Raw genomic sequence first — 14,185 nt, 5'->3', positions numbered from 1 at the left:
GCGCTCCGTCAAGGATTGCCCGTGACAAAGACGGCCCTGCTTCGTCATCATCGGGCCATGCACCTCGCCCCGACCCTCGCCTGGCTCGTCGATGCCGCCTCCGATAGTCAGGGGGCCGACCGCCTGCTTGCGCACCTCGGCGCGCATCTGGTCGCCGACGGCGTGCCGCTTGCGGCAGGCGCCCTGACGCTAGAGGTGCCGCACCCGCTGATCGCGAAGCGGACCTGGCTGTGGCGCGCCGGGACCGGCACGGTGATCGAAGCGCTCGGCTTTGCACCAGGCGGATTGGCGCCCGACCCGCCCAGCGATGCCGGTCGCCGCTGGCTCCGCGGCATTGCGGACGGCGAGGTGCACGAAGACATCGTCGGTCGGCTCGATGGACCGGTGCTCGGCTGGATCGGGCCGCGTCCGTTCACGGCGGATGAAATCGAACAACTGCGCCAGGCTGCGCGATTTGCCGCGACGCCCCTTGCCGTGCTCGCCGCGCGCGCCACGTTGCGGGCGACGCTGGATGCCTATCTCGGCAAACGCAGCGCGGAACGGGTGCTGGCGGCACCGCTGCGGCGCGATCTCGGCGAAACCATTCAGGCCGCGCTACTCTATGCGGACTTGCGCAATTTCACGATCCTGTCGGAAACCACGCCGCCGGCCCAGGTGATCGCGGCGCTCGACGCCTGGTTCGACCGCATCGCCGGTGCCGTTCACGCCTTTGGCGGCGAGGTGCTGAAATTCATCGGCGACGGCGTGCTCGCGATCTTTCCGGTGGTCGAGGCATCACCGCGCCGCGCCTGCGATGCGGCCTTGCGCGCCGCAGGCGCGGCCCGGGCGGGGATGGCCCACCTCAACGACGAGCGCCGCAACCAGGGCCTGCCGCCGCTGTCGTTTGGCGCGGCGCTCCATCTCGGCGAGATGCTGTGGGGCAATATCGGCGCCGCCAACCGCCTCGATTTCACGGCGATCGGTCCCGCCGTCAATCTCGCCAGCCGGCTCGAGGGATTGTGCAAGCCGCTTCGCGAGACCGTGCTGGTGTCGGGCGCGCTCGCCGCCGAGACGGACATGGCTCTCGTTGCGCTTGGATCGCATCCGCTGCGCGGCATTGCCGCGCCATGCGAGGTCTTTGCGCTGCCGGAGACGTAAGTCGGACAGCGTAGATGGGATAACTCCTACATCCCGCCCATCTTGCAGACGAGCTTCCACTCCTCCGCCGTCACCGGCTGCACCGACAGGCGCGAATATTTCACCAGCGCCATGTCGGCGAGCTTCTTCTCGGCCTTGATCGCGGCCATCGTCACCGGGGTTTTCAAGGGCTTGTCGGCCTTGATGTCGACGCAGACGAATTTTTCGGTCTTGTCGGTCGGATCCGGATAGGCCTCCTTGACGATCTCCGCGATGCCGACGATCTCCTTGCCCTCGTTGGAATGATAGAAGAACGCCTTGTCGCCCTTCTTCATGGCGACGAGATTCTGGCGCGCGGTGTAATTGCGCACCCCCGTCCAAGCTTCGCCCTTGGCGCCCTTCGCCACCTGCTGGTCCCAGGACCACACCGACGGTTCGGATTTCACCAGCCAGTAGTTCATCGCGCGCCCTATCCGTTCGTCATGGCCGGGCATAGCCGTCCGAAGGACGGCGTCGCTTTCGCTCGCCTATGCCCGACCATCCACGTCTCTGCTTCCGTGTTCAATACCAAGACGTCGATGCCCGCGACAAGCGCGGGCATGACGGAAGATGTTATTCTTCTGCCTTGAACGGCCGCGTCAGCAGCCCCTCGATCGCTGCGTCGATCGTCAATTTGTTGTCGAGGATGGCAGCGACGGCCTGCGAGACCGGCATGTCGACGTTCCGTGCGGCCGCGAGCTCGACCAGCACCGGCGCGGTGAATGCGCCTTCCGCAAGCTTGCCCGCCGGCGCCGCCTCACCACGGCCGAGCGCAATGCCGAGCGCGAAATTGCGCGATTGCGCGGTTGAACAACTCAGGAGCAGGTCGCCAAGGCCGGAGAGGCCCGAGAGCGTTTCCGGGCGCGCGCCGCAGGCGCGGCCGAGCCGTGCCAGCTCGCTGAAGCCGCGCGTGGTCAGCGCGGCGAGCGCGGAGGCCCCGAGGTTGCGGCCGACCACGATGCCGGCAGCGATCGCCAGCACGTTCTTGGCGGCGCCACCGATCTCGACGCCGCGGACGTCGGTGGAGTGATAGGGCCGGAACGTCGGCGAGCCCAACGCCTGCACGAGGCTGCTGGCCAGCTCTTCCTCCTTCGCCGCCAGCGTCACCGCCGTCGGCAGGCCGCGCGCGACGTCGTCGGCAAAGCTCGGGCCCGACAGGATCGCCGGCTGCGCGTGCTGCGCGGCTTCGGCGATCACCTCGGTCATGAATTTGTGGGTGCCGTGCTCGATGCCCTTGGCGCAGGCGACGACCGGTGTCGGTCTTGCGATGTGCGAGGCCAGCATGTTGACAGCGCCGCGCAGATGCTGCGCCGGCGTTGCGATCAGCAGCATGTCCGCGCGCGCGGCGAGCGCCAGCTCGCTCGTCACGACAATTTCCGGCGCAAGCCGCACGCCGGGCAGCCGCGGATTGTCGCGGGTCGACGCGATGCGCGTCGCATGCTCGGCATTGCGCGCCCAGAGCGTGACGCTCCGCCCGGCCCGCGCTGCCACCATCGCCAGCGCCGTGCCCCAGGCGCCCGCTCCGATCACCGCAACGGATTGGAACGCGGTCATCGCTCGCTCCCTCCGCTTCCTCTCCCCGCTTGCGGGGAGAGGGTTGGGGTGAGGGGGAGTCTCCGCAAGGGAGGTGGCAGCTGGATTCGCGGAGAGTCCCCCTCACCCGGATTGCATCTACGATGCAATCCGACCTCTCCCCGCAAGCGGGGCGAGGTGAAGTGGAGCTCGTGGAGACGCCTCTCCATTTAGAATCCCGCTCGCGTCTTGCCGTAGCCCGCGGGCGCCGTCGCATTCGCGTCGAGCAGCCAGCGTGCGCGGGGCTGGGCTTCCATCGTGTCGGTCATTCCCAGCGCGAGGCGCTCGGCGCCGGCCCAGGCGATCATCGCGCCGTTGTCGGTGCAGAGCGCAGGCGGCGGCATGATCAGTTGCGTCTTGGCCTGCCGCGCGACGTCATGCAGCGCGCTGCGGATCGCCTGATTGGCGGCGACGCCGCCGGCGGCTACGAGCGCGCGCGGCGCGCCGAACTGTTCGCGGAAAAGTCTCAAGCCGACACTTAGCCGGTCGGCCGTCGCCTCCAGCACGGCGGCCTGGAAGCTTGCGCAGAGATCGCTGATGTCCTGCGGCGTGATCTCCGCGATCCGGCTCGCTTCGTTGCGCACCGCGGTCTTCAATCCCGACAGGGAGAAGTTGGCATCCGGCCTGCCCTGCATCGGCCGCGGAAAGGCGAAGCGCGCGGCATCGCCGCTTGCTGCCGCGCGCTCGACCTGCGGGCCGCCGGGATAGGGCAGGCCCAGCATCTTCGCGACCTTGTCGAAGGCTTCGCCGATGGCGTCGTCGACGGTGGTGCCGAGCCGCACATATTGGCCGACGCCGGTGACCGCGACGATCTGGGTGTGGCCGCCGGAGGCGAGGAACAGGCAGTACGGGAATTCGATTCCGTCGGTCAGCCGCGGCGTCAGCGCATGCGCCTCCAGATGGTTGACCGCGACCAGCGGCGTGTCGTGCACCAAAGCGATCGCCTTCGCGGTGGTGAGCCCGACGATGACACCGCCGATCAGGCCCGGTCCCGCGGCCGCCGCGACGCCATTGAGCTGGGCGAAGCCGATGCCGGCCTCGCGCATGGCGCGGTCGATGATGCCGTCGAGCAGGTCGACATGCGCGCGGGCGGCAATCTCCGGCACCACGCCGCCGAACGGGGCATGCTCATCGACCTGCGACCGCACGATGTTGGACAGGATCTTGCCGCTGCCGTCGGGCGCGCGCTCGATCACGGCCGCGGCGGTCTCGTCGCAGGTGGTTTCGATGCCCAATACCAGCATTGGTGAATTGTTATCCAATTTGCGCCCTTGCGCTCATCCGGAAAGCAGAGTTCTGGTACGTCCGGTAGCATTCCGGGGTCGGCTTGCGCAATCGTCACGCGCGGCCGTCTTTGCGAATGCGTCACCGTCACGCGGTTCGGGAACACGAGCGATGTCCATTCTTGTCACACGGCCGCATCCCGACAATGAGGCGACGGCGGACAATTTGCGCGCGCGGGGACACGTGGTGCTGCTCGCGCCGGTGCTCAAATTCGAGCCGGTCGCTTTCCACGACGAGAGCGAGGCGAACTATAGCGCCATCATCGTCACATCGGCCAATGCGATCCGTGCCGTCGCGCCGCAATTGCAGGATCTCGGCCTGTTGAAGCTGCCGCTGTTCGCGGTCGGCGAGCACACCGCGACTGCCGCGCGAGACGCCGGCTTTGCCGAGGTGATTATCGCCGGCGGCGATTCCGCGGCCCTGCGCGACACGGTCGTCCGGAGTGCGCGCGACAAGGTGCTGAAAAAGAAAAGCACGCTGCTTTATCTCGCCGGCGCGGATCTGTCGCGCGATCTCGGCGGCGAACTCGGCACCGAAGGCTTCAACGTGGTGACGCAGACCACCTATCGCATGGCGCCGGTCAACGTTCTCCCGCGCGATGTCTGCGAGGGTTTTGCCGCGCATGGGATCGAGGCGGTGCTTCATTACTCCCGGCGCAGCGCGCGAGCCTTCCTGGATGCAGCGCGGGACGAAGGCGTCGAAATCTCGGCGCTGGCGATCCCGCAATGCTGCCTGTCCGAGACGGTCGCAAGCGTGCTGCGCGATGCCGGTGCGTCGCAGGTTCTGGTGGCCGCGAAACCGGACGAAAATGCCTTATTTGACACCTTGGAGCGTGCTTTGCAGACCCGTTTGGCGTAAGAGGTCGGGCCGAATCCGACGCGATCGGGTCTGCCCAAGATCTACGCCAGGGATCTGTGCAAGGTATGGAAGTGTGAGGAACCGTCACGATGGCCGACGACAAGCCTGAAGACGCAGGATTGGCCCCCGAGTCCGGTCGTGCCAAGCGCCCCCCGCCGACCATCGACCTCGAGGCGACCGATGTCTCGACCCAGCCGCAGGAGGTGGCGGGCGAGCCCGAGGCTCCGCCGGTGAGCGAGCACACCGAGCCCGAGCAGGCAAAATCCGAGCAGGCTGACGCCGAGCCGGAGCGCGCCGAGGCGCAGGCCGCGGTTGCGCCCGCTCCCGCGTCGCCTCCGGTTTCGCCCTGGGTCATTGCACCGTTCTCCGGTGCGGTGGCGGCGGCCGTCGTGATCGCGGTCGGCTGGATGCTGGGCTGGCCCGCCGTGCAGGCGCCGCCTGCCGCGCCACAAGTGACGAGTGCGACGGTCGACGCTCTGAGCGGTCGCGTTGCCGCGGTCGAAGCCAAGGCCGGCAAGCCCGCCGCCGATCCGGCCATGGTGGCGCGGATCGATGCGCTGGAAAAATCCGTGGGCAGCCTGCGCAGCGACATAGCCAATCTGCGCGCACAGTCCGACAAGACCGCGAGCGCTCTGAACGATGCGAAATCTGCCCCGGGCGCCGCTTCGCCTGATCTTGCCGCGCTCTACGACCGCATCGCGCAGCTCGAGCGCGCCGGCAAGACGGAGCGGGCCGAGCTTGCGCAGCAGGGCGAGAAGATCGCCGACGCCAGGACGATGGACGACAAGCCGCTGCGCCATGTGGTGGCGGCGGCCCTGCTCGACGTCGCCGTGCGCCATGGCGATCCCTATGAGGCGCAGCTCGCCGCGGCGCGGTCGCTGGCGGCCAAGCCCGAGATGCTGAAGCCACTCGACACCTTTGCATCGTCGGGTATCCCGACCCCCGTCGCGCTGAGCCGCGAGCTCCTCAACATCGTGTCAAAGCTGTCGCCGCCGGCGGATGCCCAGTCCAGCGGCGGCGGCATCGTCGAGCGCCTCCAGGCCGGAGCGTCAAAGCTCGTCCGCATCGAACGGACCGACGGGGTCGGCAATGATCGCGGCGCCATCGTGGCGCGGGTGACGGCTGCTGCGCTCCGCAATGATTTCGTCGAGGCGCGGCGCGAGTTGAAGACGCTGCCCGATGCCGATCGCGCGCCGGCGCAGGCCTGGCTCGACAAGGCCAATGCCCGCGATGCCGCGCTCGCCGCCTCCCGCAAATTCGCCGACGATGCCATGGCGGATCTCGTCAAGCCTGCTCAATAAAGCTTCGCGCAACAATCAGCGCGTATAGGGATCGCCATGCTTCGCATCGTCCTTTTCCTCGTCTTGATTGCGCTGGCGGCGGCCGGCGCGGCCTGGGTTGCCGATCAGCCCGGCGATCTCGTCCTGACGGCGGGCGGCTTCCGCGCCTCAACGACGTTGCCCAGATTCGTGTTCTTGCTTGGCCTCTTTGCCGCGGCAGTCGTGCTGGTCTGGAGCATCCTGACGACGATCTGGCGGACGCCGGGGCGTTTGCGCCGCCGCAGTCACGAAAAGCGCCACGCGCGCGGCCGCCATGCCATCACCCACGGCCTGCTCGCGATCGGCCATGGCGATACCGCGCTCGCCCGCCGTCACGCCGAGACGGCGCGGCGGCATGCGCCGAACGATCCGCTCGCGCTTCTCTTGCATGCGCAGTCGGCGCAGCTCGAAGGCAATCGCGACGAGGCGCAGCGCGCCTTCCGTGCCATGGCCGAGCGCGAGGATACGCGGCTGCTCGGCCTGCGCGGCCTGTTCATCGAGGCGCAGCGCGCCGACGATGCGGTCGGCGCCGTCATGATCGCGGAGGAAGCGATCAAGCTGTCGCCGTCGTCGACCTGGGCCTCGCATGCGGTGCTCGGCTTCCGCTGCGCGCGCGGCGACTGGAGCGGCGCGCTGGCGATCCTCGATTCGAACCTGTCCGCGGGCCTGATCGACAAGCCGGCCTATCGTCGCCAGCGCGGCGTGCTGCTCACCGCACGCGCGCTGGAATTGCAAACGATGGATCGCGACGTCGCACGCGAGAGCGTGATGGAGGCGATCAAGCTTGCACCGACCCTGGTGCCGGCCGCGGTGCTCGCCGCAAAGTTCGAGAGCGAGGCGCATCAGGTGCGCCGCGCCATGAAGCTGGTCGAGGCCGCCTGGCTCGCCAATCCGCATCCGGATCTCGCCGAGGCCTATGCACATGTGAAGCTCGGCGATTCCGCGCGGCAGCGCTTGCAGCGGGTCGAGACGCTTGCAGCCAAGACGCCTGCCGACAAGGCCGGCCATATTGAAGGCCAGCTCGCGCTCGCACGCGCCGCGATCGATGCCTCCGAATTCAGCCGCGCACGGGCGGTGCTGGCGCCTTATGTCAACGATCCGACCCAGCGGGTCGCACTGCTGATGGCCGAGATCGAGCGCACCGAGCACGGCGACGGCGGCCGCGCCCGCGCCTGGACCTTGCGCGCGGTGCGTGCTCGGCACGATCCGGCCTGGACCGCCGACGGCTATGTCAGCGATCGCTGGCGCCCGGTCTCCCCGGTCACCGGCCGCCTCGACGCCTTCCAATGGCAGACGCCGGTCGCGAGCCTTCCTTCCGACAAGGGGGACTTGATCGAATCCTCGGCCTTCGAGGAAGCCATGCTGGCGGCCCCGCCGCCGAAACGGGTGATGGCGCCCGCGAATGACACCCTGTTGGAACCGGCTCCGGCTGCATCGGTCCCGGCGGAGCAGGACAATTCACCTCCGGCGGCCAAGGAAGAGCCTGCGATGACGTCTGCGGAGCCGGTCAGACCGGCCCCCGAGCCGGCCGAATCATCGCCGGCGGCGGCAACGCCGGTGTTCCGGACCCGCGCCGACCTCGGCAAGCCCGCACCTGTCCCGATCCCCGCCGTCATCCCGATCGTCCGCGCCCCGGATGATCCCGGGATCGATGACGAGGGCCCGAGCGATGAATTTACGGAACAAATCGGCACGCCCAAGGCCCAGGCCGGCGGCTGGCGCGGATTCTGGTCCCGCTGGGGCGCCTAAGCCGCATTTCGCACCCGGCTTGTTCTTGCCAATTCGGGCCATGCCCGATATCAGGAGCGCGCGTATCGGGACCGGCATCGTCCGAGCCCGGCAGGGTTCGCCGCAATAGCTCAGTCGGTAGAGCACGTCATTCGTAATGACGGGGTCGGGGGTTCGAATCCCTCTTGCGGCACCAGCGCCCCGAATTCATCCCATCATCACAGACAAGCGTCTCAACCGACGCGTACAGCCGGCATGAGTGCGCGGGTTCAGGATCGCCCAGTCGCCTGCGTGATCGTGATCACATAATGTCGCGTGTATCTCCCATAGCGTCCCGGTCACGCCAACACGGGGAGATTTCACATGCGCAAGATCATTCTGGTGGCCGCCATGGTCCTGGCTTCAGCATCTGCTCAGGCGGCCGGTCCACGCAGCCTCTCGCTGGCCACGGCGAGCGAACAGGCCTCGGCGCCGCAAGCGACGGCGACAATCGCCGTGACGACGCAAGTGAGTGAAGCCGCACCCGTCACCGAAGCACCGAAATATGTCGACCGTCCGCCGGCGATCTCGGCGCCTGCGCCTGCCGCGGCACCCGCCGTAGCCACGACGACTTCAGCGCCCGCCGCGACCGCAACGAAGACCACGGCGAAAGTCAACAAGCCGAAGCACAAGCGTACCTGGACCGAAGGCCGCATCATCAGCGAGCTGCATCGCCACGGCATCTATTGGTAAGCGGTCTTTGCGCCCCACCCTCGCCGTCACGCCTCAGGCAAACGCGAGGCGCGTGTTCGCGCCAGATGTCCCGGGCATCCATGACCTTTCCACGCAGGCCCAAGAACGTTGATGGCCGGGACAAGCCCGGCCATCACGCAAGAGTTTTCGATCCGGTCGAACGCGCTACTGCGAAACCGTCTGCACCACGCTTCCGATCGGACGCGCGCTCGAGGTCGGCACCTTCAGGTCCTTCAGCAGCGCTTCGTCATATTCCGGCAGCGTCTGGAAGGTGGTCTTGGCCTTCATCTGCACGACCTTGTAGCCGCCGGCCTTGAGCCGCGCGAGCAGCGCCGGCATGGCTTCGCCGGTGTGCTTCTGGAAGTCGTGCATCAGGATGATGCCCTTGCCGAGCTTGTCGAGCCTGCCCATCACGGTCTCGACGATCTTCTCCGGCGTCGCGCCCTTCCTGAAGTCGAAGGAATCGATGTCGGTCGAGAACATCGCGACGTTGCGGGTGCCGAAATAGGTCACCATCGCCGGATTGTGCTGAAGCTGCGGGAAGCGGAAGAACGGCGCCGGATTGGTGCCGAGCGCGAACCTCACTGCGCTAAAGCCCTTTTCGACCTCGTCCTTGACCTGTTGCTCCGTCATCTTCTTGCTGTTCAGGTTGACATGCGACCAGGTGTGCGTGCCGACCGTGTGGCCCTGGGCCAGAACCTGGCGCAGGATTTCCGGGTGGTAGGTCGCGTGCTTGCCGACCGAGAAGAACAGGCCCTTGGTGCATTCATCCGCGAGCGCCTTCAGCACCGCGGGTGTGTTGACCGGCCACGGACCGTCGTCGAAGGTCAGCACGACCTCCTTGTCGGTGAGGAAATCGAACTGCTTGAAGTGCTCGAAGCCGAAGCCGGGACCGCCGGTGGTGTCGATCTCGACCACGCGGGCGACGCCGAGGGCGTTTGGATTGGCGCAGGCCTGCTTCGGTTGAACTGGCGCGACCGGGGCGGGCGTAGGCGCGGATGCCTGGGCAACGGCCGTCGGCTTCGCCGCGATCGCCGCGGTGGTCGCGACGTCGTCCTTGGCGGCGATTTTCGTCTGTGCCGGCAACGGGTCGGCGGCACGGGCGGCAACTGTCTTGGGGGCGCCCGGATCGGCGCTCGCGGAATAATAAAACCAACCGCCGGCGGCGATCACGACCGCCGCAACTACACTGGCCAGCATCAGGCCCAACGCATTACGCATCGCTACTCTTTCCAATTACGCAACCAAACCTGCGGAATTTCCCGCGCGACGAGCCATTAATGCGAAGGAACAGTTAACGTGACACCAACGCGACGGCGTTTGCGCCGGATTTTCAGCGAGGTGCGCCAATGTGACCGATGTCACAGTTTGGGTGCGCCCCGTGACCGTCATCACAGTGGAAACTGTTTTGCTGGAGCATCGTAGTTCCCATCAACAACGGGCTCCGCTTGCAGCGGCGCCAATGGGAGCTTCAAATGACCAAGTCGTTTACGGCCAAGTCGCTCACCTCCAAGTCCTTGAGCAGCAAGATCCGCGACACCAGCCTGGCTCTGGGCTTCGCCGCCATCGTCTCGATCGTCTCGACGACTTCGAGCTTCGCCTTCTCGGCCGAGGCGCAGCAGCAGTGCACCGGCGATGCCTTCCGCCTGTGCTCGTCGGAGATCCCCAACATCCCGAAGATCACCGCGTGCATGATGAAGCATCGCTCGGATCTGAGCGCCGGCTGCCGCGCGGTGATGGACAAGGACCTCGCCAAGGGCGCGTCACGCAAGGTCGCTGACGCTCAGGGCAACCAGTAAGAGCACACAGCGATCGTTGCGTCGGTTAGCTCCCCTCGCGTTGTGCCCCGGCGTCAAGCCGGGGCCACGCTGTGGCGCGATGCAGCCTGTCAATAAAGCCGTTGCGGCTCCGGGATCGTCGCACTAGCTTCGCCCGCACATCTTCCGGGTAAGAGGCATTACGCGATGACCAGATTTCTTTTCGTTATTTCCTTGCTCCTGTGCGCATCTGGCGCCTCCGCGCAACAACAGCCCGGACACGACGCCTGCGCGCGCGACGTCACGCGCTTCTGCCGCCCCGTGATGAACAATGGCGACCAGGCTGTGCTCGCCTGCCTGAAGCAGAACCGCACGCGGCTGAGCAAGGGCTGCGACAAGGTGCTGACGGAGCACGGGCAGTAAACGTGCTTGTCGTCCCGGCGAAGGCCGGGACCCATACCGCGTGATCTATCGATAGAGCGCGACTAGCTGTACAGGACTCGGTCGCAACTCCGAGTCTTCGCCAAACTTTTGCCTGTGGTTATGGGTCCCGGCCTTCGCCGGGACGACGGCAGAACCTACGTGCTGCTCCCCGCCGCGGTCGCAACCACGGGCAGCACCTCGCTTGCTCCCTGGTCCGGCGTCTCTTCCTTCCAGCGCACCGAGCCGAACGGACGCTCCAGCATGCGGCGGACGCGCACCGGCTCGGGGCCGATGTGGAAATCGATCGCCTGCTGATGCAGCGCGCGTTCGGATAGGGTCGAGCGGTTGCGCTGGCGCAGATAGTCGAACCAGGTCGGGCAGTGATAGCGCTCGGTCCACAATTCGGGGTCGGCGATGTCGCGCGCGATCGACCAGCCATAGGCGCCGTTGCGCTGCCTTGAGAGCTGCACGTCCTGCATCACATTGTGGAAGGCGCGCGCGTTCTCCTGAGACACCCGGTATTCGATCTCGACCACCAGCGGTCCGCTCCGGCCGGTGAGCGACAGCCTGACTTCGGGATCGGCCAGCACCTCGGCGTCCTCGTTGCGGGCGCCGACGCGCGGCATCGTGAGCCAGATCCCGAGCAGCGGTGAGATCAGCATCAGGCCTGCCGCGACCAGAAGCGCGACCTCGACGCCGGCATAGTCGGTGAGATGGCCCCAGCCCCACGCGCCGATCGCGATGCCGCCGGAGATCGAGGCCTGGAACGCTGCCAGCGACCGGCCTGCGACCCAGCGCGGTGCCGAGAGCTGCACGCCGATATTGAACAGCGCGACGGCGGCCATCCAGACCGCGCCGGCCAGCACCAGCGCGGTCGCCGTCAGCACCGGTTCTGTGCTCACGGCAAGGGCGGCCATCGCAAAGGCCATCGAGATGGTGCAGGCGCGGATCGCGGACTCGCCGCTCATGCGCTTGCGCAATTCGTGGATGTTGAGCGCGCCGATGACCGCGCCCATGCCGAAGGCGCCGAGCATGATGCCGTAGGTCTGCGCGCCGCCATGCAGCAGGTCGCGCGCGACCAGCGGCATCAGCGCCATGATGGCGCCGCCGATCAGGCCCATCACCAGCGTGCGCAGCAGGACGATCTTGATCGGCGGCGAATTGGTGATGTAGCGGAAGCCCGAAACCATGGCGCGGTTGAGCTTCTCGCGGGGCAGGCGCGAGGGCTCGGTGCTGCGCCGCCACAGCAGCAGCACGACCAGCAGCGGCAGATAGAGGATCGCGTTGCAGGCAAACGCCGCCACCGCGCCGAGCGCGGCGACGATGACACCGCCGACCGCGGGACCGAAGCTGCGCGCGATGTTGTAGCTGATGCCGTTCAGCGCGACGGCCGACGGCAGTGCTTCGGGCGGCACCTGCTCGCTGACCGAGGATTGCCAGGCCGGGCCGAACAGCGCGTTGCCGCTGCCCACGACGAAGCAGAAGGCGAGCAGCGCTTCCGGCGTGATCAGCTTGAGCCCGGCCAGGATCGTGAGCGCAGTCGCGCCCGTCAGCGCGATCATGAGCGAGACCAGGGTGACGATGCGGCGGTCATACATGTCGGCGATGGCGCCAGCCGGCATCGAGATCAGCATGATCGGCAGCATCAGCGCGGTCTGCACCAGCGCCACCTTGTCGGCCGAGGCCGCCATCTGCGTCATCGCCCAGGCGGCGCCGACGCCCTGGATCAGCAGGCCGAGATTGGAGAGTAGGCTGGCGAGCCAGATGCGCCGGAACACGGTGTATCGCAGCGGCGCGGCGATGCCGTCGGCTGCGATTCTCTGACGGTTCGGCTGCTCGGTCATATCCCCTTCCATATGGGCTGGCAGAAGTGGTCCAGGCGATTCCGGCGGATTCAGTGATGCCCGCGAAAGTCCTTCGCTGTCCAGTGGTTAGGACGCTATAAGCGGTGCAAAGAGGCGGTTTTGCCGGGGAGGAACAGATGAAGCTGTCGCGACGGACGATCCTGCAAGGTGCCGGCACATTGCCCTTTGCGCTTGCGAGCGTCCGGATGGACGCTTTCGCTCAAACCGCACCCGCGGCGCAGGGCGCCGAGGTGCCGCCGATCCTGTTCGTCCACGGCAATGGCGACTACGACGCGCTCTGGATGACCACGATGTGGCGGATGGAATCCAATGGCATCGCGCGCGATCGCATGCTGGCGATCAACTTCACCGATCCCAATGCGCGGAGCGACGACACGGTCGAGCAGGCGAACCGCTCCTCGACCGAGGACCAGCGCCGTGAGCTTGCCGCCGCCATCGCCGAGCTGAAGCGCCGTACCGGTGCGGCGCGCGTGGCACTGGTCGGCAGCTCTCGCGGCGGCTATGCGATCCGCAATGTCGTCAGGAACGGCGGTGTGGCTGACGTCAGCCACGCTGTCCTGTGCGGCACGCCCAATCACGGCGTGTTCGCGAGCGACGACCAGCCCAACAACGAGTTCAACGGCCGCGGCGTTTTCCTGCGCGGGCTGAACGGGGGCGAGAGCGAGGTGACGCCGGGCGCGGCTTTCCTCACCTTGCGCAGCGATGGCATGGACAAATACGCGCAAGCCGACGGCCGCTTCATCGGCAAGCCCGGCACGCCGACCGGTGTCACCGCCGAGGGGCCGGAGCTGCGGGGGGCCACCAATCTCGTGCTCGGTGCGCTCGATCATCGCGAGGTGGCGTTTCACCCGCGCGCGTTCCGCGAGATCTACAAGTTCATCGCCGGCCGCGAGCCCGCGCGCATCGCGATCGTGCCGGAACCGAGCGTCAGGCTGAGTGGCCTCGTCACGGGAACGCCGGGCGGCGTGTCCACCAATCGGCCGGTGGCGGGCGCAACCGTCGATATCTTCCGCGTCGATCCGGATACCGGTGAGCGCAACGGCAATGCCGTGCACAGCGCGAAGACCGGTGCTGACGGCCGCTGGGGGCCGGCGCAGGTCGAACCCTCCTGGCCGCTCGAATTCGTCCTCGCGTCGCCGGATGCGCCGACCACGCATATCTATCGCTCGCCCTTCCCGCGCTCGTCCGATGTCGTCCACCTGCGCGCCGCGCGTCCGCTCGGGCCGGCGGACAAGGACGCCGGCGCAGTCGTGATCATGTCACGTCCGCGCGGCTATTTCGGCCTGCCGCGGGACGTGGTTCTGCTCGACGGCAAGGAGCCGGCCGACGTCAAACCGGGCGTACCCACGGATGCGACAGCAACATTGCGGCTTCCGGCCGGCGAGATCGGGCGTAACATCGTGGCCCAGTTCGGCGAAGAACGGATCGTGGCACGCCTCTGGCCTGCCGCCGAGAACAGGATTGCGGTTGCCGAGCTGACTTACTAGCTATT

At 67.3% G+C, this 14,185-nt stretch carries 13 protein-coding genes and 1 tRNA gene; 9 read left to right on the top strand and 5 right to left on the bottom strand.

Annotation, left to right across the window (positions count from 1 at the left end; all coding sequences use genetic code 11):
- Positions 1-57 precede the first annotated feature (57 nt).
- Entirely contained in the window at positions 58-1,137 is a 1,080-nt protein-coding gene (locus ACE10W_RS41775; protein WP_304553942.1) for an adenylate/guanylate cyclase domain-containing protein, read from the top strand.
- A 26-nt stretch (positions 1,138-1,163) separates the two neighbouring features.
- Here ACE10W_RS41775 and ACE10W_RS41770 read toward each other — a convergent pair whose 3' ends face one another.
- The 3 genes from ACE10W_RS41770 to tsaD form a co-directional block, all read right to left on the bottom strand.
- Complete coding sequence (locus ACE10W_RS41770) at positions 1,164-1,577, bottom strand: EVE domain-containing protein (protein ID WP_028174950.1); 414 nt, start codon at positions 1,575-1,577, stop codon at positions 1,164-1,166.
- A 151-nt stretch (positions 1,578-1,728) separates the two neighbouring features.
- Entirely contained in the window at positions 1,729-2,709 is a 981-nt protein-coding gene (locus tag ACE10W_RS41765) for an NAD(P)H-dependent glycerol-3-phosphate dehydrogenase (protein WP_304549753.1), read from the bottom strand.
- 188 nt (positions 2,710-2,897) lie between these two features.
- The gene (gene tsaD / locus ACE10W_RS41760; RefSeq protein ID WP_304549751.1) at positions 2,898-3,971 is read right to left on the bottom strand and encodes a tRNA (adenosine(37)-N6)-threonylcarbamoyltransferase complex transferase subunit TsaD; all 1,074 of its coding nucleotides are present in this window, start codon (positions 3,969-3,971) and stop codon (positions 2,898-2,900) included.
- A 151-nt stretch (positions 3,972-4,122) separates the two neighbouring features.
- Here tsaD and ACE10W_RS41755 point away from each other — a divergent pair, with 151 nt between their 5' ends.
- From ACE10W_RS41755 to ACE10W_RS41735, 5 genes are all read left to right on the top strand, one after another.
- Positions 4,123-4,869, top strand: coding sequence for a uroporphyrinogen-III synthase (locus ACE10W_RS41755; protein ID WP_370205254.1), 747 nt, complete (start codon positions 4,123-4,125; stop codon positions 4,867-4,869).
- A gap of 89 nt (positions 4,870-4,958) precedes the next feature.
- A complete protein-coding gene (locus ACE10W_RS41750; protein WP_304549747.1) occupies positions 4,959-6,170 on the top strand; it encodes a COG4223 family protein in 1,212 nt (403 codons plus the stop codon).
- A gap of 36 nt (positions 6,171-6,206) precedes the next feature.
- Entirely contained in the window at positions 6,207-7,937 is a 1,731-nt protein-coding gene (locus tag ACE10W_RS41745) for a heme biosynthesis protein HemY (RefSeq protein ID WP_304549745.1), read from the top strand.
- 99 nt (positions 7,938-8,036) lie between these two features.
- A tRNA-Thr gene (locus ACE10W_RS41740) sits at positions 8,037-8,112 on the top strand.
- A 167-nt stretch (positions 8,113-8,279) separates the two neighbouring features.
- The gene (locus tag ACE10W_RS41735; RefSeq protein WP_011083392.1) at positions 8,280-8,648 is read left to right on the top strand and encodes a hypothetical protein; all 369 of its coding nucleotides are present in this window, start codon (positions 8,280-8,282) and stop codon (positions 8,646-8,648) included.
- A 165-nt stretch (positions 8,649-8,813) separates the two neighbouring features.
- Here the strand turns inward: ACE10W_RS41735 and ACE10W_RS41730 are convergent, their stop codons facing one another.
- On the bottom strand, positions 8,814-9,869 hold the full coding sequence (locus ACE10W_RS41730) for a polysaccharide deacetylase family protein (protein WP_011083391.1): 1,056 nt from the start codon (positions 9,867-9,869) through the stop codon (positions 8,814-8,816).
- Between the two features lie 254 nt (positions 9,870-10,123).
- On the opposite strand from ACE10W_RS41730, the gene ACE10W_RS41725 reads away from it, so the two are divergent.
- Positions 10,124-10,447, top strand: coding sequence for a hypothetical protein (locus ACE10W_RS41725; RefSeq protein WP_011083390.1), 324 nt, complete (start codon positions 10,124-10,126; stop codon positions 10,445-10,447).
- A 165-nt stretch (positions 10,448-10,612) separates the two neighbouring features.
- Positions 10,613-10,828, top strand: a complete 216-nt coding sequence (locus tag ACE10W_RS41720; protein WP_011083389.1) for a hypothetical protein — start codon at positions 10,613-10,615, stop codon at positions 10,826-10,828.
- 155 nt (positions 10,829-10,983) lie between these two features.
- Here the strand turns inward: ACE10W_RS41720 and ACE10W_RS41715 are convergent, their stop codons facing one another.
- The gene (locus tag ACE10W_RS41715) at positions 10,984-12,672 is read right to left on the bottom strand and encodes an MFS transporter (RefSeq protein WP_011083388.1); all 1,689 of its coding nucleotides are present in this window, start codon (positions 12,670-12,672) and stop codon (positions 10,984-10,986) included.
- A gap of 137 nt (positions 12,673-12,809) precedes the next feature.
- Between ACE10W_RS41715 and ACE10W_RS41710 the strand changes: the two genes are divergently transcribed.
- Positions 12,810-14,180, top strand: a complete 1,371-nt coding sequence (locus ACE10W_RS41710; protein WP_304549742.1) for a hydrolase — start codon at positions 12,810-12,812, stop codon at positions 14,178-14,180.
- Positions 14,181-14,185: the final 5 nt, after the last annotated feature.

This window comes from Bradyrhizobium sp. B025 (genome assembly GCF_042257955.1).
Taxonomy (GTDB): Bacteria; Pseudomonadota; Alphaproteobacteria; order Rhizobiales; family Xanthobacteraceae; genus Bradyrhizobium; species Bradyrhizobium diazoefficiens.
The sequence above is the reverse complement of the archived record's forward strand: the minus strand, read 5'-3'. Positions and strand labels throughout refer to the sequence as shown.